The organism is Salinicola salarius (assembly GCF_002179555.1).
GTDB classification, from domain to species: Bacteria; Pseudomonadota; Gammaproteobacteria; order Pseudomonadales; family Halomonadaceae; genus Salinicola; species Salinicola salarius_A.
In genome coordinates, this window is the sequence record NZ_NHOU01000007.1 from 56,602 (window position 1) to 78,331 (window position 21,730).

The 21,730-nt window shown below is 60.5% G+C and carries 12 protein-coding genes; 10 read left to right on the top strand and 2 right to left on the bottom strand.

All coding sequences use genetic code 11. The features are described 5' to 3' along the window. Positions 1–39: 39 nt before the first annotated feature. From CCD76_RS07640 to CCD76_RS07650, 3 genes are all read left to right on the top strand, one after another. A complete protein-coding gene (locus tag CCD76_RS07640; RefSeq protein WP_218776992.1) occupies positions 40–1,230 on the top strand; it encodes a multidrug effflux MFS transporter in 1,191 nt (396 codons plus the stop codon). Positions 1,231–1,428: 198 nt separating this feature from the next. Beyond that, positions 1,429–2,358 carry a lipid kinase YegS gene (gene yegS / locus CCD76_RS07645; RefSeq protein ID WP_256961196.1) on the top strand — a complete coding sequence of 310 codons (930 nt, stop codon included), beginning with the start codon at positions 1,429–1,431 and terminating at the stop codon, positions 2,356–2,358. A gap of 145 nt (positions 2,359–2,503) precedes the next feature. Further along, positions 2,504–2,944, top strand: coding sequence for a nucleoside deaminase (locus CCD76_RS07650; protein WP_087718936.1), 441 nt, complete (start codon positions 2,504–2,506; stop codon positions 2,942–2,944). Positions 2,945–3,056: 112 nt separating this feature from the next. Here CCD76_RS07650 and CCD76_RS07655 read toward each other — a convergent pair whose 3' ends face one another. After that, complete coding sequence (locus tag CCD76_RS07655) at positions 3,057–3,263, bottom strand: cold-shock protein (RefSeq protein ID WP_035471072.1); 207 nt, start codon at positions 3,261–3,263, stop codon at positions 3,057–3,059. Between the two features lie 508 nt (positions 3,264–3,771). On the opposite strand from CCD76_RS07655, the gene CCD76_RS07660 reads away from it, so the two are divergent. Together CCD76_RS07660 and CCD76_RS07665 are read left to right on the top strand one after the other, a co-directional pair. Next, on the top strand, positions 3,772–4,188 hold the full coding sequence (locus tag CCD76_RS07660; protein ID WP_256961197.1) for an NINE protein: 417 nt from the start codon (positions 3,772–3,774) through the stop codon (positions 4,186–4,188). A gap of 71 nt (positions 4,189–4,259) precedes the next feature. Continuing rightward, a complete protein-coding gene (locus CCD76_RS07665; RefSeq protein ID WP_087718938.1) occupies positions 4,260–4,838 on the top strand; it encodes an exopolysaccharide biosynthesis protein in 579 nt (192 codons plus the stop codon). 140 nt (positions 4,839–4,978) lie between these two features. Here the strand turns inward: CCD76_RS07665 and CCD76_RS07670 are convergent, their stop codons facing one another. After that, complete coding sequence (locus CCD76_RS07670; RefSeq protein WP_087718939.1) at positions 4,979–6,955, bottom strand: transglycosylase SLT domain-containing protein; 1,977 nt, start codon at positions 6,953–6,955, stop codon at positions 4,979–4,981. A 374-nt stretch (positions 6,956–7,329) separates the two neighbouring features. Between CCD76_RS07670 and CCD76_RS07675 the strand changes: the two genes are divergently transcribed. The 5 genes from CCD76_RS07675 to CCD76_RS07695 all read left to right on the top strand — a co-directional run bounded on the left by CCD76_RS07675 (position 7,330) and on the right by CCD76_RS07695 (position 21,056). Next, positions 7,330–7,665, top strand: a complete 336-nt coding sequence (locus CCD76_RS07675; protein WP_256961198.1) for a YkvA family protein — start codon at positions 7,330–7,332, stop codon at positions 7,663–7,665. 93 nt (positions 7,666–7,758) lie between these two features. Next, on the top strand, positions 7,759–9,657 hold the full coding sequence (htpG, locus tag CCD76_RS07680; protein WP_087718940.1) for a molecular chaperone HtpG: 1,899 nt from the start codon (positions 7,759–7,761) through the stop codon (positions 9,655–9,657). Between the two features lie 344 nt (positions 9,658–10,001). Further along, a complete protein-coding gene (locus CCD76_RS07685; RefSeq protein ID WP_256961199.1) occupies positions 10,002–10,718 on the top strand; it encodes a glucosaminidase domain-containing protein in 717 nt (238 codons plus the stop codon). 118 nt (positions 10,719–10,836) lie between these two features. Further along, positions 10,837–12,309 carry a protein adenylyltransferase SelO gene (locus CCD76_RS07690; RefSeq protein WP_087718942.1) on the top strand — a complete coding sequence of 491 codons (1,473 nt, stop codon included), beginning with the start codon at positions 10,837–10,839 and terminating at the stop codon, positions 12,307–12,309. Positions 12,310–13,121: 812 nt separating this feature from the next. Next, a complete protein-coding gene (locus tag CCD76_RS07695; protein WP_143543262.1) occupies positions 13,122–21,056 on the top strand; it encodes a malectin domain-containing carbohydrate-binding protein in 7,935 nt (2,644 codons plus the stop codon). Positions 21,057–21,730: the final 674 nt, after the last annotated feature.

The window sequence follows — 21,730 nt, forward strand, 5'->3', positions numbered from 1 at the left end:
CGATAGAGTAGGCGCTCTTGAAATGGTGGCGAGGCAGTGATGCAGGCACGCGAGGAACGTCCGGCTTTCTGGATATTGATGGGTGCGGTGATGCTGTCGCCATTGGCGATCGACATCTATCTGCCGGCGTTGACGGCCATGGCCGACGAGTTCGAGCGTCCCTACGCTGCGCTGCAATTGACCATCACCCTGTTCTTGATGAGTGTCGGCGTCGGGCAACTTCTGGTGGGGCCGTTGACCGATCGCTTTGGTCGCCGTCCGGTACTCCTGGGGGGCGTGGCTATCTACATGGTAGCGGCAGTGATCGGCATGGCTGCCAGTTCGATCGTGATGCTCTATCTCTCGCGTGTCCTCCAGGGGTTGGGAGCCTGTGCATCCGTGACTGTCGCCTTCGCCGCCATTCGCGACAGCTATACGCCGACCCAGGGCGCCAAGCTCTACAGTTATCTCAATGGTTCCCTGACGCTGGTGCCATCGCTGGCTCCGGTATTGGGCGGGGCACTGACCGTGGCGCTGGGGTGGCGCAGCAATTTCGCCTTCATGACCGCGTTCGCGGGGATGCTGTGGCTGAGCGCGTATTGGCGTTTCGGCGAGACACGGCCATTGGGGACGACGATCGAAAAGCGTCTCTACCGTTGGTCCCGTTATCGTCCGGTGCTTTTCCATCGGCGGTTTCTCTACTACGCGACGCTCGTCAGCACGATGATGGCGGCCATTCTCGTCTACGTATCGGCGGCCCCGGTGGTCATGATGGATCGCCTGCGCCAGCCGGAGTGGGTCTTCAGCCTCTGGTTCGGCGGCAATGCCCTGGTCAGCACGGTAGCATTCTTCATCGTGCCGAGACTGATGGCTCGGTGGGGAAGAAAGTCGACCGTGCAGCGGGGGCTGCTCGTCGTCATTGGTGGGGGTGCCCTGATCGCCTGCCTCTACTGGGCAGTGCCGGTGTCGGTAATCACCTTCATGGGGCCGGTGGCGATACTCTCGATCGGCTTCTCGATGGTGCTGGGGGCGGCCGCTAGCCTGGCGCTGGAGCCGTTCCCCGAGCGTGCGGGAACCGCGGCGGCATTGCTCGGGGCGATTCAACTGGGCGGCGGCGCCACGCTGGCGACACTGCTGTTGATGACGCCGCTGGCGCCGCAGACATCGCTGGCATTGATCTGCTGTGGCGGCGGGCTCGTGATGTGGACCCTCGCAAGAGGGCTTGCCGAGCGCGCCGACTCCGGGGCGTGATTGCGGTGGCGGAGCGATTTTCCGAGAGCGTTGTCACAGCCATGCCATCTCGAGTCGTTTGCTACGGCCCCGGGCGGCTGCGTTGGCGTGAGGTTTAACGCGCTCGACATCGCGGTGGCATGAACAGGCTAGAATGAAGCGGTTAGCGAGAGATTTCGGCACGACGAAGGTGATCGTTCGGCCTCAGGAAAGGAAAAGATGGGTATGGCCACTCATGGCAAGGACAGCACATGGTTGATTCTCAACGGTAAATCCGCCCAGCAGCCAGAGGTCCGGGAAGCGGTCGAGCATCTGCGCCGCCAGGGGCACGACCTGCAGGTGCGGGTGACCTGGGAGGGCGGTGATGGCGTCTGGCTGGTGGAGAGCGCGATGGCTGGCGGTGCTGCGCGAATCGTCGCTGGCGGGGGAGACGGATCTATCAACGAGATCGTCGCCGGCCTGATGCGACAGCCACCCGAGCGGCGTCCGGCACTGGGTATTCTGCCGCTGGGAAGCGCCAACGACTTCGCGCATGGCTTGAATCTGCCGATGACACCGCTGGCGGCGCTGGAGCTGGCCCTGACCGGGTCCGTTCGTCAGGTGGACATCGGCAAGCTGGACGACGAGGCGTTCATCAACGTGGCGTCCGGCGGCTTCGGTGCCGAGATCACTACCTCGACGCCGGTCGCGCTGAAGCGCCTGTTGGGTGGCGGCGCGTATTCGCTCATGGGCATGCTGAAAGCCTGGAATTACCAGCCCTTCGAAGGGCATATACGCTGGCCGGAGGGGGAAGCACGGGTCCCGCTCTTCATGCTGGCGATCGGCAACGGCTGCCAGGCAGGCGGCGGCCAACGGCTGGCGCCCTCTGCCAAGCTGGATGACGGTCTGTTCGAGCTGCTCTTCGTGCGCCACTTCAATTCGCTGGGCGAACTGAAGCGAATCATCGACGAGCTCGAAAACCTGCCCCAGGACGGAGAGTTCGTGCGCTATCTGCGTGTGCCCTGGGTCGAGTTCGACAGCGACGGCGCCTTTCCCCTGAATCTCGATGGTGAACCGCGTCGCTATGAGCATTTTCGTGCCACGCTGGATCGTGAAGCACTACCGCTAGTGGTGCCAGAAAACTGTCCTCTGCTGCGCCACGGCAAGTAGCTCGAGAATCACCGGTATCCTGGGGAGCTGTTGCCGTTTCATGCACGGCCGCGCCTGGCCTGGCGCCATTTGGCGCAGCAACGTGGTTTGCGCTGAAATGGCAACAGCCCCTGATGCATCGACCCGTGAGAAAGGAGTGGATCACATGGATAATTTCATGCAGGAAGCCATCGAACAGGCCAGGCTCAGCCTCGACAATGGCGGTGTTCCCATCGGTTCCGTTCTGGTTCACCGGGGGGCGATCATTGGCCGTGGTCATAACCAGCGCCAGCAGAAGGGAAGTGCAATCCTGCACGGGGAGATGGATGCGCTGGAAGATGCGGGGCGTCTGCCCGCCTCGGTCTACCGTGACTCGGTGCTCTACACCACGCTATCACCCTGTTCGATGTGCAGCGGGGCCATCCTGCTCTACGGCATACCCAAGGTCATCATCGGTGAGAATCGCACCTTTCTCGGAGAAGAGGCATTGCTGCGCGAGCGCGGGGTCGATGTCGAGGTTCTCGACGATCCGGTCTGCCGCGAATTGATGACGCAGTTCATCGCAGCCTATCCGGAAGTGTGGAACGAGGATATCGGAGAGCCCTGAGCGGCTCGGATCATTGGCAGGTGACATGAAAAAGCCCACCTGACGGTGGGCTTTGCTCAAGGCGGTGAGACTTCAGGATCGAAATCCCGGAGTCTGGAACCCTTGACTGGGATTAGCCAGATACCTTGATGTTGGCGGCCTGAAGGCCTTTCTTGCCCTGAGTAACGTCGAAGGTAACCTTCTGGCCGTCCTGCAGAGTTTTGAAGCCTTCTGCCTGAATTTCGGAGAAGTGTGCGAACAGATCATCGCCGCCGTCATCGGGAGAGATGAATCCGTAGCCTTTCGTGTCGTTAAACCATTTGACAGTGCCAGTTGCCATTGTCGATATCCTTAACTTGCATAGTGATGTAGCCGAGCGTCCCGGGGGGATGCCCGAAATGCGTGGTCAGACTAGGGGGGAATGCGCACTAGGAGTTCGACGAGATCGACTAACAACTGACGACATTCTGCCTGCAAACCTACGCAACGGATGTTGCATCGGCGGATATACCGGGTCAAGCAACAGCAGCTTGACTTTGGTAGAACCGTTTCCCATGCCCCGCTTACGAACCATAGATGGAAATTCCATGCACGTCTATAACCTGCCAGACCCTTTTTTTCGGGTTGATCGCGTCACACGGTATGGTTTTATTAACGCTTTTTAAGAAGATTGATATAACACCGTCACATCGTCGGAAGCCGACGACGCAGCGTGCAGCGAGGCTATTTATCGTGAACATGTATCGCAGTAGGGTCCTCGGGTAAGCTGTCACTCGCCTTTTCGGGTCGCTGCGGCAATCGCGCCTAGGGCCAGTGACCATTCATCATTCGAGTCAGGAGCAATGTGCGTGGCACAACGTGAAATCAGTTTCAATGACACTCACAGCAAGGCCATTGGTTATTTGCTGTGGATTTTCGGGTTCACCGGAGCGCACCGCTTCTACTATGGTAAGCCCGTCACCGGAACTCTATGGTTTCTTACCCTGGGGCTGTTCGGGATCGGTTGGTTGATCGACCTGTTTCTGATCCCGGGCATGGATCGCCAGGCCGATCTGCGCTTCCGGGCCGGGCCGACCAGCTATACGCTGGCCTGGATCCTGCTGACGTTCCTGGGGGTTTTCGGGATCCATCGGATGTACATGGGGAAATGGATCACGGGTTTGATCTATCTGCTCACGGGTGGTCTGTTCCTGGTCGGGGTGCTCTACGACTTCTGGACGCTCAATGACCAGATTTCTCTGAAACACGCGCGCCGCGGGCTGTAATCCGCCCCGGTCGACTCGTTCCAGGCGCTCGACGCCAGGGAACCCTTTTCGACGTCACAGGGAGGTGGCGCATGTCGGAGCGACTCCAGCTTACCGATATTCTCGAAACGCTCGACCGTCAGGTCGAGGATGACAAGATCACGCTGCAGGACATCGTCGATACCTTCAATTCCCGGGGCTTCGGACCGGTGGTATTGCTGCCGGCGCTGATTGCATTATTGCCGACCGGCGGTGTCCCGGGCGTGCCCAGCGCCTGTGGTATCTTCATTGCCTTGATGGCGATCCAGCTGGTATTTGGCCGCAGGAGCCCATGGCTACCAAAGGTATTGAGTCGACGCGGCGTCAGCCACGAGCGCTGGCATCGTGTTACTCAGCGCGCTAAACCCTGGACTCGGAGAATCGATCGGTTCCTCGAGCCTCGGTTGCGCTGGTTGATGGGTGACGTCACTCAGCGCTTGTTGGCGCTGCTGATGGTCGTGCTCGGATTGGGGATGATCCCGCTGGAGCTGCTGCCGTTTGCCGCTGCCATACCGGCGCTGGCGATCGTCGTCATGGCCTTGGGGCTCACGGCCGGCGACGGGGTAATGATGCTGCTCGGCCTTGGCGTTACCCTGGCTGGCGGCGTCGGCATCGGATTCTGGATGTTGTAATCGATCACGGCGAATCAGCCACGACGAATCAATCACGAATCAACCGCGCACGCCAACGGAAAGCCCCCGACGATCCATCGGACCGTCGGGGGCTTTGCCGTGGCAGAGCAGACGCGAGCATCCACCGCTGCGATGCCGTATCAGTTCCGTGCGATCAGGGTCGGATCGTAGTCGCCCTGGCGCTCGGCCTGGGACAGCATGGCGACGCCGCGAGTGTCGCCCTGCTTGGCCAGGCTTTCGAAGATGACCCGGTAGGCCAATACGGCCTGCACGTAGTCACGCGTTTCTCGGAATGGGATGCTTTCGACGAATCGATCGAATTCGCGCGGGGCGGTGGCAAGCCAGCGGTCCACGCGATGGGGGCCGGCATTGTAGGCCGCCGTCGCCGCGATGCGATTGCCGCGGTAGCGCTCCAGCATCGAGCGGATGTAGGTGCTGCCGAGCTGGATGTTCACCTGTGGCTCGAACAGCTCCGCAGTACTGGGTGCGCTGATGCCGAGTTCTCGAGCGACGTGGTCGGCCGTCCCCGGCATCAGCTGCATCAGTCCACGGGCCCCGACCGGTGAAGCGGCACGGGGGTTGAATGCGCTCTCGCGTCGCGCGATACCCATCAGCAGATAGGGATCGACCTGATTGACCTCTGCCCATTTCAGGAACGAATCGCGGTACGCTGCCGGAAACCGCCAGGGCAACGCGTCCCACTGCTTGGCAGCGATCGTGGTCTGGATCGCCATGCCGTACCAGCCCTGGCGAATGGCGTAGTCGGCCAGCGCTGCGGCCTGGTCCGGCGTATCGCGGGCGGCGGCCGTGAACCACTCGCTGCGCGCAAGACCCTCCTCGCTAATTCGCATCAATGCCTCGGTACGCTGCACGACCGGCAGCATGCCCGTCAGCTCCTGCTGCAGCGTCGAGACGCTGGTGTCTGCCATCTCCAGCTGATAGGGCTGACCCAGACGATCGGCGGCGGCAAAGCCGAAGAAGCTGCGATTCTGCGCGGCCATTCGGTAGGCCTGGTGTGCCTTGGCATCGTCGCCCATGGCTTCGCTGGCACGCCCGAGCCAGTACTGCCAGTGGGCTTCTGCGCGCACCTCCGGGGGAAGCGCCTCGCTCCAGCGCGCGACGTTAGCCCAGTTGCCTTCGGTCACCGCGTTACGGATACGCAGCTCGATGAGATCGGCATCCGCGAGGCGTGGTAGCGTCGTATCGACCCAGCCCTGGTTGTTATCGATATTGCGAACCATGGAGTAGAACGCCAGATCGTGCTCGACCTGGTGGCGCCGGTCCTCGCCGATCGATACATGGGGAGAAATCTTGCGCCAGGCTTCCAGGGCGGCCTCGGTATCCGCGCGGATCAGACCATGCATGGCGGCAGCGATCAGCGCGCCACTGGCCTGGCCGTCGGGGCCGAGATCCAGCGGGACCTGGGTGACGGCGGCGTAATTGCCGCGGACCGTGTCGAAGCTGTTGATGGCCCGCTGCCAGGTGTCGTCCAGGCCACGCTCGAGATAGGTGACCAGCCCGCTCTGGCCGTTTTCCCAGGCCAGCATCATGCGCTCCCAGGTGTCCTCGTCTGTCAGCACGCCGCGATCCTCGAGCGTCGCGAATAGCGGGTCGCAGGCTTCGGGCTGCGAGGTGCCGACGTGCCACAGTGCCTCACCGCCCGCCGCGGCCCTGGCCGGCTCCCGGTCGAGCAGGGCAGTGTAGTAGTAGCACTGCCGGATGGTGCTGGAAGGCTCGCCGTCGCTGATTGCCAGGAGATCGTCGTAACGCCCCAGCTCGCCGAATCGTGTCTGCGCGGCGCCGCGCATCCAGTCGGACAGCGGAGAGTCGCCGTAGCGGGTGACGAAGTCGTTTACCTCCGCGGCCGAAGCCGTGGAAAGCCGGGAGCGAAGGCGGTGATATTCCACGTAGCCAGCCAGGACGTGGCCCTCGATAGCGGCCTGATCGATATCGTTCCAGCGGCGATCGCGGGCGGCATCCAGCGCCTGCTTCATGGCCTGGTCGGCCTGGGTCGTGGTGCTCGGTGTCGTCACCGCGGCTTGCGCGGTCGCACTCAATCCGATGGCGCCGACGAGGCACCAGCGTAACCAACGTCTGCGGGTGGGCAATGCGGGCATTGGGTCTCTCTCTTTCTCGAAGGGCCGTTCTTCAACGCGCACGCTTGAAAGGGGCTGCTCTTTTCGGGGCTGCCTTGCAGCAGGCCACTCCGACAGACCAGGGTAGCGCTGCGTTCTCGGCGAGATACGCGTGTCACTTCGCCAATTCACCAATTCACCAATTCACCAATTCACGGCCCCATCGTCGCCGATGCAGGCCCGCTTGGGTAGTACCGTTTCGCAACGATCTGGTGCCTTCCGGTGACGCTATCGCCTCTCGCGGCGAGGAGAACATTGAATCCTGGCCCGATCGTGACCATCTAAGGGCTAGTTCAGTCTTTAGTCGGCGTCGATCGTGCCTGCTTCGCCCCAACGTCACTACCGGAGATTCCACCATGAATCCTTGGCGTTTTCTGACCCAGCTGTCCCGTCTCAAGCAGCGCAGCGGCGCACTGGCCCGCATCGGCCGCGCCTTTCGGGTCTTCGGCCCCATGACGCTGGACGTCTTGCGCGGGCGCTACCGGCCGATTCCGTGGGCTGCCTTCGGCTGGATGGCGCTGGCACTGGTGTACTTGGTGTCGCCGCTGGATCTGATTCCCGATTTTCTGATGATCCTCGGGCTCGTCGATGACGTCTTCATCGTGGGCTGGCTGCTGACCCGGGTCGACCGGGCGATGAGTGACTACCGGCGCTGGAAGGGCATCGACGACGAGGAAGTCACCACCGAGTGACGGCTCGGCTTGAAATGGGGCTGGCGAGCCCCATATCGCTGAACACCGTGATTTCATTAGCTTTATTTCGTAACCGCCTCGAGAGGCCCGTCAATGACCACTGCGACTCAAGAAGAAACGCTCGGCTTCCAGACGGAAGTCAAACAGCTTCTCCATTTGATGATTCACTCCCTGTATTCCAACCGGGAGATTTTCCTGCGTGAGCTGATCTCCAACGCTGCCGATGCCTGCGACAAGCTGCGCTACGAGGCGTTGGACAACGACGGTCTCTACGCAGGCGACGCCGAGTTGCGCATCGAGATCGAACACGATGCCGACGCCGGCACCGTGACCGTGCGCGATACCGGTATCGGCATGAACCGTGACGAGGTGATCCAGAACCTGGGCACCATCGCCAAGAGTGGTACTGCCGAATTCCTCAAACAGCTTTCCGGCGAAAAGCAGAAGGATGCCAAGCTCATCGGCCAGTTCGGCGTGGGCTTCTACTCCGGCTTCATCGTCGCCGACGAAATGGTCGTTCGCACGCGTCGCGCCGACAGCGACCAGGGCGTCGAGTGGCGCTCCAGGGGCGAGGGTGAATTCACCATTGCCGAGATCGATCGCCCCGAGCGTGGCACGGAGATCGTGCTGCACCTGAAGGAAGACGCCAAGGAGTTCGCCGACGAGTTCCGCCTCAAGAATCTGGTGCGCAAGTACTCCGACCATATCGACGTGCCGGTGCGCATGCCCAAGGTCGAGAAGGCTCGCGACGAAGAGGGCAAGGAGATCGAAGGCAGCGAGACCGTCAGCTGGGAGACCGTCAACGAGGCGACCGCACTGTGGGTGCGCCCCAAGGCGGAGATCGATGATGACGAGTACAAGGCGTTCTACAAGCACATCGCTCACGATTTCAGCGATCCGCTGACCTGGAGCCACAACAAGGTCGAAGGCAAGCTCGAGTACACCAGCCTGCTGTACGTGCCGCAACGCGCGCCGTTCGATCTCTACCAGCGTGATGGCGTACGCGGGCTCAAGCTGTACGTGCAGCGGGTCTTCATCATGGACGACGCCGAGGCGTTCCTGCCGCTGTACCTTCGCTTCGTCAAGGGCGTGCTGGATTCCCGCGATCTGCCGCTCAACGTCTCCCGCGAGCTGCTGCAGAAGTCGCCGCAGGTCGATTCGATGAAGGCGGCGTTGACCAAGCGCGCGCTGGACATGCTGAAGAAGCTGTCCAAGGACAAGGAAGCCTACCAGACCTTCTGGAACACCTTCGGCGACGTCCTGAAGGAAGGGCCGGCGGAGGATTACGCCAACCGTGACAAGATCTCCGGCCTGCTGCGCTTCTCCACCACGCATACCGACAGCACAACGCAGGATCAGTCGCTGGCGGATTACGTCGAGCGCATGAAGGAAGGTCAGCAGAAGATCTATTACATCGTCGCGGATGGCTTCAAGGCGGCCAGCCACAGCCCGCATCTGGAGATCTTCCGCAAGAAGGGCATCGAGGTCCTGCTGCTGCACGATCGCATCGATGAGTGGCTGATGAGCCATCTCACCGAGTTCGACGGCAAGTCCTTCGCCGACGTCGCCAAGGGTAATCTGGAGCTCGACGACATGGCCGACGAGGCCGAGAAGCAGGCGCAGGAAGAAACCGCCAAGGCCAAGGAGGATCTAGTCAAGCGGGTACAGCAGGCGCTCGGCGACAATGTTCAGGAAGTTCGGGTCACGCATCGCCTGACCGATTCCCCGGCCTGCGTGGTGTTGCCGGAGCACGAGATGGGCTTCCAGATGCGTCGCATGATGGAAGCGGCCGGACAGCCGTTGCCGGAGGTGAAGCCGATCCTCGAGCTCAACCCCGATCACGCGCTGGTATCGCGTCTCGAAAGCACCGAAGGGGGCAACTTCGACGATCTGGCCCATATCCTGCTGGATCAGGCAGTCATCGCCGAGGGTGGACATCTCGACGACCCGGCGGCCTACGTCAAGCGCCTCAATACGCTGCTAAGTGCTTGATCGTCATCGATCATCGCGCGCTCGAGCGTGTCATGGCCGGCCCTCGTGGCCGGCCATTTGTTTAGTGTAAATGGCCTAATTGCACGTTCTTTCCTCAACTTTGCAGCCAACTACTGGTAACCTGCCGACTTCTTCATGATGGAGGAGCGAGTATGTCGCTATCCTTCCCGAGGCTTTTTCACCGACGTTCCGTCCGTGAATGGCCCTTTCTTCGACGACCTTTTCGACACGAGACCCAGCCTGCCCGCCGACAACGCATCCTGGCGGTCGTGACGGGGACAGTCCTGACACTAGGCTTCGCAGTGTTCCCGATAGCGTCTCGAGCCGAGTCGATATCCGAAACCGTGCCAACCCTCGAAAGCCAGATCCAGCGGCCCGCGCTGGACCCCGTCACCGAGCTGCCCGACCTGCGTGACATCAAGGCTGGCCCCAAGCGCAAGGCGGCGTTCCTGGGCATGCTGGTGCCGCTGGTACAGGCCGAGAATGCGCGTATCCAGCGCGACCGCAACTGGCTGATCGGCGTCGGCAGCCGCATCAATCCGATGACGGCGGACGAAAAGCAGCGGCTGGCTCAGCTATGCGACGACTACGGCGTCGAATGCGAGCCGGGCGAGGTGAGCCAGGAGCTGCTGGCGCGGGTCAATACCGTGCCGCTGGAGATGGTGGTGATCCAGGCGGTGGAGGAGTCCGGCTGGGGCACCTCGCGGCTCGCCCGGGACAGCAACAACCTGTTCGGCATGCGCTGCTTCAGCGAGGGGTGCGGTATCGCTCAACTTGGAACCTCGCGGCGTTTTCAGACGTTCGACAGCGTGCGTGATGGCGTCGGCGCCTATCTGCACAACCTGAATACCCATCGCGCCTATACTCAACTTCGCGGGCAGCGCGCCGCGCTAGCCGCCAAGGGCAAGTCGATTTCCGCCGAGAAGCTGATCGGCACGCTGCACAACTATTCGACCTCGCCCGATTATCAGCAGCAGCTCCTGTCGCTATTGCGCACCAACGGCGACTTGATTCGCACCCACGGCGCCGATAACGCCTTCGTGACGGGCAGCACGGCCTGATACCCCGAACCTCTCCGTCGACCGGTATTCGGATGATGTCCGCGTACCGGTCGAACGTGTGCGATCGGCCAGTTGGGCTAGACTACAGCCACTTTCCTGCCAACCCGAGGAGGCCCCCATGGCCAGCGATAGCTCCCTCGAGACATTGACTTTCGATAATGTCTGGTCCCGCTTTCCCGAGGACTTCTTTACGCGGGTGAAGCCAACCCCGTGGCGCGATACCCGGCTGCTCGACGTCAGTCCGAACGGGGCGGCGCTCCTGGAGCTGGATCCCGAAGAGGTCGACCGCGACCGCCTGACCGCGTTGATGAGCGGCGAGCGACTCTTGAGCGGCATGGATCCGCTGGCCCAGAAGTACACCGGGCATCAATTCGGCACCTACAACCCGGCGTTGGGTGATGGGCGCGGTCTGTTGCTCGGTGAAGCGATGACATCGCAGGGACCGATCGATCTGCACCTCAAGGGCGCCGGGAAGACGCCGTATTCGCGATTCGGCGATGGCCGCGCCGTGTTGCGCTCCTCGATTCGCGAGTACCTGGCCGGCGAAGCGATGGCCGGACTCAAGATCCCGACGACCATGGCGCTGGCCGTCGCCGTCAATGGCGAGAAGGTCATGCGCGAGCGGGTCGAGCCGGGGGCGACCCTGCTGCGGCTGGCCGAGAGCCACGTGCGTTTCGGTCACTTCGAATGGCTGTATCAACAGCAGCGGGTCGAGGATCTCGAACGGCTGATGCGCCACGTCATCGATCGCCACCGCCCCGATCTGGCGCAGGAGGCGGCGCCGCTCGAGGCGCTGTTCCAGGACGTGGTCACGCGGACCGCGGAATTGATCGCTCGCTGGCAGGCCTATGGCTTCGTTCATGCGGTGATGAACACCGACAACATGTCGATCCTGGGGCTGACGCTGGATTACGGCCCCTATGCGTTCATGGATCGCTTCGAGTCCAACCTGACGCCCAACCATACGGATACGACCGGGCGCTATGCCTTCGACCAGCAGCCCGGCGTGGCGCTATGGAATCTGACCGTGCTGGGGCAGTCGTTGACGCCATTGATCGCGGTGGAACGGTTGCGAGAAATCCTCGATACCTACGAGCCCACGCTTCAGGCGGCGTATGCCATTCTGATGCGCGGGCGTCTGGGGCTCGAGACCGAGCAGGAAAGCGACGGCAAGTTGATCGACGACTGGCTATCGCTGCTCGAGAGCTCACGGGCTGATTTTCATCGCAGCTTCCGCGCCCTGAGCGATCAGGATGTCGTCGGTGGCCTGTCGTTGCGCGAGGAGATCGTCGGCTCGGGTTCGGGTAATCAGCTCGATGAGTGGCTCGAGCGCTACCGCCAGCGTCTTGCCGACGAGTCGCGTGGAGAGACGGAGCGGCTGGCGGCAATGCGGCGGGTCAATCCGCTTTATGTCTTGCGTACCCATCTGGCGCAGCAGGTCATCGAAGCGGCGCAGGAAGGCGATACGCGCCCGTTGCAGACGTTCCGCGAGCTGCTGTCGTCTCCCTTCCTCCAGCGGCCGGGCATGGAAGTCTGGAGCGAGGCGCCATCGCCCAGCGCGCCTCCCGTTTGTCTCTCCTGTTCGTCCTGAGCGCTGTCTGATCGATACTCTTGATGATTGAATGCCGGCTCCCGATGCCGGCATTTTCTTAGGTGTATGGTCCCGAAATACACGAAGCGACGGATTCGAACAGGCGTTGTGCCTTCGCTCCGGCATCAATCCCAAAACCGCACGCAAGTAGCGCAGCAGGGAGACCATCGAGGCCTTCCGGCTGGCCCCCAGGGTTCCCTGTTTCACGTCGCTGATACCGATGGGCGCATTCCCTGTAGGGAGCTGCACCAATTTGAAATGCAGCGGTTTCATTTGCCTATTTGATACGCCTGGCAGGCTGTCCACTCACTTCTAAATCACTATCTTGGCGATAGTTCACCAGCAAGTGAACACTTGGATAGTTCATGCGTACTGTCATGTTTCATCTACGCTGCTGTGGCTAAAAATTAGCAGAAACGACTTTTCTTAAAGCGGCCTGAACTATCATTCGGTTTAATGCTTAAATACGACTTGCTAGGCAACTCATTGCTGAGATAACTCATGCTTTTAGACTGGCAATGCATATGGTTGGTAGTCAATATCTAAGTATGTAATTAGTTAATTTCCCTGGTTTTTGTGGGCGCTTCGTGATCCCTGTTCTGCTTGTTAACTTTAATTAATGTACTAGCTTTAAAAAGCTACTGTGATGCAAGCAGGTTTCTCTCTCTGCAGAAACAAGGGGATTCTTCATGGTTACTAATAACTTTTCTAAAAGCAGCCTCGACCTTAACGGCAAGATTTCCCTTAATATGCCTACGGCGCTCGACTGGGGCGTGGATGGCCGCCTTTACGTCACTGAGGTGAGCGGGGACGTGAAGGTACTGACAGTCGCTTTTGGCGACCCCAACCCGAACGATGGGGACAATGCAGCGAGCTTCTATGTCACCGAAGCCGAAACCATTTCGCTGATAAAGACCATTCCCAACCATAATGACGATGGTTCGAGCAGCGGCTCGAATAGTCGCGAGGTCACTGGAATCGACGTGACCGCTCAGTTCGATGAAAACGGCGCTCCGGTCCTTGTCAACGGCAAACCTGCAGTTACCGTTTATGTCACGTCAAGCGATAGCCGCATTGGTGCAGGCGGCGGCGGAGGCGATACCGGGCTGGACACGAATTCAGGGATCATCACGCGCCTGACCCAGACAGAAGATGGCTGGGATGCGGTGGATCTCGTTCGTGGCTTGGCTCGTTCCGAGGAAAATCACGCTCTCAATGGGCTCGAGGTCATCCAGGAGCTCGATGAAAATGGTCATCTGGTAAGCGAGCGGCTCATTGTGGCGAGTGGCGGCAACTCCAATACCGGTGCGCCATCGAACAACTTTGCCGGCCAGCAGGAGACCGCTTATAGCGGTGCCATCCTTGAAGTCGATCTCGACCAACTCAAGACGATGGAAATCAAGACGGATGGCGGTCGACAATATATTTATGACGTACCGACGCTCGACGATCCCTCTCGTGCCGGTGCGGAGGATAGCAACGAACCGTTCGGCGGCAACGATGGATTCAATGGTGGCAAGATCGATCCCGATGGCCCGGTGCAGATCTATTCTGCGGGATACCGCAACTCTTATGACGTGGAGGTCACCGAAGACGGGCGTGTCTGGACTTACGATAACGGCTCCAACAACAGCTGGGGCGGCCGGCCCATCGGTGAAGCAGGGGATAACGGCAGTACTACTGACAAAGCACAGCAAGCCGGCTATATCGCCACCAACCTGAACAATGGCGACGGTAACGGTAGCGACACCATCAACCTCGAGAACGGTTGGAATCCCAAGAACTACGATCAGTTCCACGAGATCACGCGTTCTGACGATCTTGCCGGACGCATTCTCTCCGCTGGGCAGGGTGGGGCCGCGACTTACACCATGACGCACCCGGATTTCGATGAGCCGCTGACCCTGGTTTATGGAGGCCATCCCAATCCGACGCGCGCCAGCGGGGGGGAAGCCGGTTTGCTGTTCACCCCCAAGAACGGAGTCGAGGACGCTTTTCTGCTGGTATCCGAGGACCACTACGATGCGGTCATCGATTGGTTCACCACCGTCGAGAACGCGTCTGGCGGGGCAGGTGCAGGAGAACTGACGAGTCGCGTGATCAGCGTGGCCCCGGGAGAGCTGTATTACATCACCGAGAATGGCAATGCCTATCTGGTCAGCGAAAATCCCGGCAGTCCATCGAGTATTCAAGGGTCGAGCGTGCTGGGCGAAGCCGGCATACCCTCGGATTTCGATGATGTCGTGGCTGCACTGAACCCCATCGAAGGTAATTATCTGGAAGGTGGCTATACCGATGGTTCGCTCGATACGGGGCTCGGATCCATCAATGGTCTGACAGAGTACACCTCGACTGTCTTCGATGACGGAAACACCAAGATGTCGGGAGCGATCCTGGCATCGCAGTACGGCGGCGGTGATCTGATCGTGATGGGGCGCGATGAGAACGGTGTCATGCAGACTGCAAGCGGCTCAGGAGCGACGAAAGCGGCCGATCGAATCACGCTGGAGCTGACCGGCAGTCCCTTGGGCCTGACTTCGATCGGTGATGATCTATCCGCCTGGGACAATCAGTCGGCATTTCGTGGCTCGGTCTGGGCCTCCGTTTACAGCGGTAGCGGTACCAAGGTCGAGATCCTGCAGCCGAACAATGGTGCCGTGCCGCTGGCAGGCTCGGAAGTCAGTGATTCGACGGATCATGATCTCGACGGCGTGGACAATATCCATGACCCCTTCGAGTACAGCGCCACGAATGGCCTCGAACTCACGCCTGACAAGGCAATCATCCTGGATTTTCAACCGACCGAGGCGCCTTATCCGGGAACGCTCGCGGATACCGGTCTGATGGGCGCGGCGCTGGATGGTTCAACGCCCAACCAGGACGCCAATCCCGATCAGGGCACTTCGGGGCTATTCGATAACGGCGGCAATATCATTCCTGGCGCCAACGCGCCGATCTTCCAGATCAAGAACGTGGTTCCCGGCAGCGTGGTCGGTTCGGAAAACGGGGTTCGCGACGCCATGCATGTGGGTGTCAATCCCAGCGACGATGTGCAACGTCTGGTCGCGACCACGCAGGTACAGAACTGGATACCCACGGCAGGAGGCGTGGCGGAGGGACAGCTGACCGGCATCATGTTCGGTGACGGCACGCAAGCCAACTTCGTGCGCTTCGTATTCGGCGAGGTGAATGGCGAGCCGGGTTTCGAGGTCGGCTACGAAATCGGCGACAGCAACTATCAAACCTTGGCGCAGGTGGCTTTGCCGGCGCTGGCCGCTAGCGGGACCGCCGAGGTCGAACTGCGCCTCGAAATCGACATGGCGAACGATTTCGCCCTCCATGCCGATTATCGTCTCAATGGTCAAGACGAGTTCACCGCTTTGCCGCTAGAAGGCTTCACCCTGCCTGAAGGGGTATTACAGGACATCCTGACCGGCTCGCACACCATCGGCGATGACGATACCCAGCTATCATCGGGAGCGGCTTTCGGTTTCCTTGCCGAAACCAGCGAAGGTGCACCGCTGGCACCGGTCAACTTCAACAACCTGCACATCCACGGATTCGGCAACGAGATCGCGGCCAGCACCGCAGAAGGTGTCGGCACCGCGGGCTCTGGTGGCGTGGATACCATTCTTTATACGGGTACCGATACCCAACTGGCACCGCTCGACGGTAGCGTCGAGAACTTCGATGGCTCCGGCTCCGCGGCAGACTTCCATGCCTCGGGCAATAGCGGCGCCAACGTAATGATCGCCGGGAGTGGAGACAATACGTTTACCGGGGGCGGCGGTGCCGACAGCTTCCAGGGGACGCTGGATAATCTCGACGGCACGGAAATCACCGATTTCTCTGCCGACGATGAAGTCGTGGTCCAGGGTGCTTCGTTCGATGCCAGCGACGTGAGCTATCAAGCCGGATCGGCGATCATCACCATCAATGGCGAGACGGCGATCACCTTCAGCGGCGAGGATTTTGCCGACTTCGATCCCAGCACCGGCGCATCCGTATTCAATTTTACGTCCACCGCCAACGGCACGCGCATTACCACGGCGACTGGGTTGACCCCGGTTGCCGCCATCAGCTCGGGCGGGCCCGATATCAACGGTGTCACCCTGCGTGATCAGCAGATCGATTTCCTGTCCGACATGACCAATGCCGAGATCAGTGGCTGGGTCAGCGGTGTCGCCTCCAAGAATTACGTCAATGCAATCGACGTCGATGGCAGCGTACCCGATGCGCTGCATCAGTCCGAGCGTTCGGCAGTGGATACCGGGGAGTGGGGGTATTCGATTCCAGTCGAGAACGGCGAGTACCTGATCGATATGTACTTCGCCGAGATCTACCACGGGGTGGAAAACGGCAATGGTACCGGCGCGCGCGTTTTTGATATCAGCGTCGAAGACGCACTGGTGGAGGATGACTACGACATCATTGGTGATGTCGGCAGCGCCGCTACCGAAGTGGTCAAGACCTATGCCGTCACCGTCACTGACGGTGTGCTCGACATCGGCTTCGATGCCTCGGTCAACCAGGCCAAGATCAGCGGCCTGGCGGTATGGAAGGTGGGCGGCGCCTATGTACCATCCGAGGATGCGACACCGCCGGAAGTGGTCTCGATAACGCTTGATCAACCGCTCGATAACGACAGCGCCATTCTGGCCACGGTCGTGGTGACCGATAATGCAGGCATCGACGTACAGTCCATCACCGGTGATGAACTGATCTTTACCGGATATACGCCAGGAGACGTCTCGCTGGCAACCGGCAGCGACGCGATTACGCTCAGTAGCGATGGCAAGACGGCCACGATCCAGTATCTGATTTCTCCGCCATCGGACAGCAATGCATGGAGCAGTGGTTCGTTCGAGGTGGGCGTTGCCGCCGGTAGCTACACCGATACCGCGGGACTTGGCGTTGCCGCCTACGAGACCGACGCCTTCATCGTCACGAACCTGGACAGTCTGGTAAAGGGCGCGCTGCAACGTGCCATCAATGTCGGCCCGACTAGCGACTCTATCGATAACAGCCTCGAAGGCGATGACAAGCACACCTACGGCGGTGCGATTACCGACGACCCGATTCTGGGTATCGCTCTCGAAGCGGACAATCCCAATTACTACTCGCCAGGCACCAAGACAGGCAGCAATATCGACGGCAAGGCCGGAACCACCGGTAGCAACAGCGGAGGTATCGATCTCGACGGTTCGGCCTACCATACCTATCGGGACTCTTCCGCCGGTTCGTATACCGCTACCTATGAAGTGCCCAACGGTGTCTATGTCGTCGAGCTGCATTTCGCCGAGCTTTACCAGTCCCAGGCGGGGCAGCGCCAAGGTGACTACACGATCCAGGGCGAGATATTCGCCGAAAACTTCGATGCCTTCACCCAGGCGGGAGGGGCCGATACACCGGTCGTGCTGACCAGGAACGTCGTCGTCACCGACGGCAAGATCGTGGTCGGCGTTCATGCCGACACCGGCCAGCCGGGCTTCAATGCCATTGCCATCTACCAGGCGGTCGAGGGCGATACGCCGATTGCCAATATTCTCTCCATCGCTGCACCGGAATCGAGCGATGGGCAAGTGATCGTCAGTGTTCGATATACCGACGATGACGCCATTGCGCAGGCGCAGATCGATGCCAATGACATAACGGTCTCGTCTTCGGCCGGCGGTGCGCCGGTGTCTCCTTCACTGGTGGCTTACGACGATGCCAGTGGCGTAGCCACCTATACCTTCGATGCACCGAACGGCGGCTGGCAGACCGGGACCCTCACCGCTTCGGTCGCCGCCAATGCGGTGCTCGATGGCGATGACAATGGCAACGGCGCGACAGCCAGCTCGGTCTACGCCAACTACTCGACCGACGGTGCCATTCTCGAACTTGATTTCGAGAATCCCGGATCGCCGCTCGAGGAGGGCGGTTTCGACGGCACGCTAGGGAATATCTCGGATGACTCCGTGGTGACGACCGTCGAAGATGGCGAGCTGGTCGTGTGGACGTCCAACGGCGACATCTCCCAGGCGGCCAACCCCAGTGCCAATGACTTCGTCAAGCACGTGGCATTGGGCAGCGAATCCCTCAACGAGATCAATATCTCGTCACGCTTCGATAACCCCTTCCCCGAGGCGCTCGCAGGGCAGGGGCTGGATACCACGACCGTGCCCAACTATGCCCAGCAAGGCATCGTCTTTGGCTTGGGTAGCCAGAACAGCAACCAACTGATCAAGCTGGTGTTCGGCGGCAACGGTGGCACGGTGGTACAGATATGGTCGAAGGGCAGTATCGACACGCGCATCGGTCTGGAGGACATGTTGAGCGATGCCTCAACAGGACTGGCGGATATCGCCAAGGTCGAGCTCACGCTTTCCATCGACAAGGCCGCGGGCACCGTAACACCAATTGCGACGTTCTTTGATGCTAACGATAGCGTTCTGGGCGGGCTGCGCGCCGAGCCGACCGAGGGTTTCGCAACGGCAGTCGCAGAAACCCTGCCGGCCGCGGTATTGGCCAACCTGACTGACCCCAGCGGGGAAACGGCTGTCGGGGTGACCTCGACCGATTACAACAATCCGGTGGGATCCTTCAAGGCCAGTTGGGAGCACCTCAACGTGACCTCGCCGGACCTGAGCGATCAGCCCGGTTCGCAGATCGCGATTTCCATCGCAGAGGCTCCAACCGTTGTCGAAAATGGTGATGACGGTACGACCGCGCTGAGTTTCGGTCTGGACGCCTCGGGGGGCTTCAGCGGCGAGGTCGAACTGGAGCTGACCGTCGATGATACGGCCGAGACCCGCACGGTGAGCTTCAGCGACGGCCTCGGGACGCTGGCAGTCGAGGTGGCCAACGATGATCAGGATAACGGTCCGGAGGATGTCACTGTCACCCTGACCGGTGTCGATGACACCGCCTTCACCATCGATGCCGGGTCCGCCTCGGCAACCGGTAGCGTTACCGAGGATGATGCTGATATGAATGCTTCAACGGTCAATCTCGAGTTCAATGATGGCGACACGCTCGAAGAGTTGTTCGATGGCGTCACCGATGGTTCGAAAACCGATACCGAAGAAACCGGCACGGCCACGATTACCGATGGTAATCTGATCATCGGGACCACCGACGGCGATGCCGGAGGCGGCAACGATGCCAATGACAACTACTACACCAACGTGTCTGGAGGAGACGGTTTCAGTGCTTCGCTGAAGTTCGGCAACCCCTTCCCGACACTGCCGGCGCAGTATTCTCAGCTCGGCATGAATGTCAGTCTCAGCCAGAACGAGTACTTGAAGGTCACGTTCGGCAATACCGGCGGCGGCCAGCAGATCGAGTACTCCTACGAGAATGGGGGAGTGCAGACCAAGCAGACCTTCGGCCTGCCCAGCGGTGTCAGCATCGCGCAGATTGCCGACGTGGTCATTGCGCTCGACGCGAGTGTGGCCAACGACGTGGCGACCTTCTCGGGCAGCATGACCTTCCTCGACGCGTCGGGGCAGGCTTTGGGTTCGACCGCGCTACCGGCGCTCGCTCTGCCGGACGGGCCGCTCAATACGGCCATTGTTACCGAGGGGGCAACGTTCGGGGTGGGGGTCACGCAGACCTCTATCGGTAGCGGTCCGAACTTCGATGCCAGCTATGACTATCTGCGCATTCAGCCAAATGATGGGGAAGCACCGGATGATTCTGCTTCGGAAGAGGATATCGATGGAGATGGTATCGCCAATCAGGATGACGGTGATGTAGACGGTGACGGTGTCAGCAACGGGGACGATGTCTTTGCCTACGACGGTCAGCCTCTCGCCGATGGCGATAACCTGCGACTGGACTTCGATGTCGACGGAACGCCGTATCAGAATGGCTTTACGGGCGTGATGGCCAGCTCGAACCCGGCGTTCGATGAGGAAGATACTGGAGCGGGGGTGGTCGAGAATGGCCAGCTTAGAGTGACGACGACCAGCGGTGATACCGGGAGTGCCAACACGCCGCAGAACGACTATCACCTTGGCATCGTCCGTGAGGGCGGCTTTGTGCTGGAGACGGTGGTCGATAACCCATTCACCACGACGCCAGGCAGCTACTCGCAACTGGGCATTGCCGTCAGCGTCAACAGCGACGACTTCGTGAAGCTGGTCTTCGGCAGCGTGGGGCAGGATATCGAGTTCTCGACACGTGACAGCGATGTCGAAGCCAAACTTGGCGCCGATTTCCCGGGGGGGTATGGTTTTGCGGACTTCGACAAGGCTAAGCTGGTCATGGAGGTCGTCGTCGATAACAGTGGCAATGCGACGGCCAATGCCACGATCACCTTGCTGGATAGCGCTGGAGCGGCGTTACCCAACAATGCCAGTGTCACGATCAACGGGCTTGACCTCACCGGCTCGCTTGAGCAGGCCATCATCAGCCCGACGGCCTCGGTAGGCGTCGGGGTCACCCATACCCACGGTGGCGCAACCCCCTTCACCGCCGCCTATGACTATCTCGAGGTCACGGCAATGGAAGTCGACGACGATACGGACACCCCCCCCGGTACCAGCCACGCAGATCGAGGAGATATTCGACGCATCCAATCTCGACCTCGGCGACGCTTACGGGCAAGGCGATATCGGTTCGGCGCTCGTGACGGTGACGCCAGGCAACAACAATGTTCAGATATCGAACTACGGCAACGACTCGTTCAAGGTCCAGAATACCGGCGACAAGAAGATCGCGGCCGTGTTCTTCGATGTCACCACGGCCCTTTACGGCGATAGCGTCTTCGATCCCGATGGCAAGGGAGGAGACACTACGTTCAAGGAGTGGGCGATCAATAGTGATGGTAACACCGGTGCCATTCAGCCCAGCGGCTATGAGCATTACTTCCTGCCGGGCGCCGATCTCGATCCGTCCAATCCGAACGATAACGGCGGCTTCCGGGGCGCCCTGGTGAAGTTCTCCGCGACGGACGATGGCGGCTTTACCAATGGCGAAGTGGTCGGCTTCAGCGGGGATATGGACCCCAATTCCATTGCCGGCTTCGACAAGGGTGGGGCTGCGGGCGTCGATACCGGTTCGGTTCCGGCATGGGATGTCGGGGGCGTTTCCGGCGCAGAGCTCATCGGTTCCAACGTCTACATCAAGTTCACCGACGGCAGCACGGCCAGTGGCCAACTGATGAGCGATGGCAGTCAGGCGGGCGCGCAGGTTCAGATTACCGAGGCGTCGCCGAACCTGACGGCGGAGCTGTCCGTCAACGGGGTATCATCCGGCGGCCAAGGTACCTATGGCGGAGTGGTACCGTCTGTCATCGTCAGCGGCCCGGCAGGTGAATGGGTCAGGGTGGTGATGACCAAGGGCCATCAGCCGGTAGCCAACGACCAGAACAATATCGTCGATACCGTCGAGGAACGCTTGGCTGACAAGGATTTCCCGGCTAACAACGCGGCGG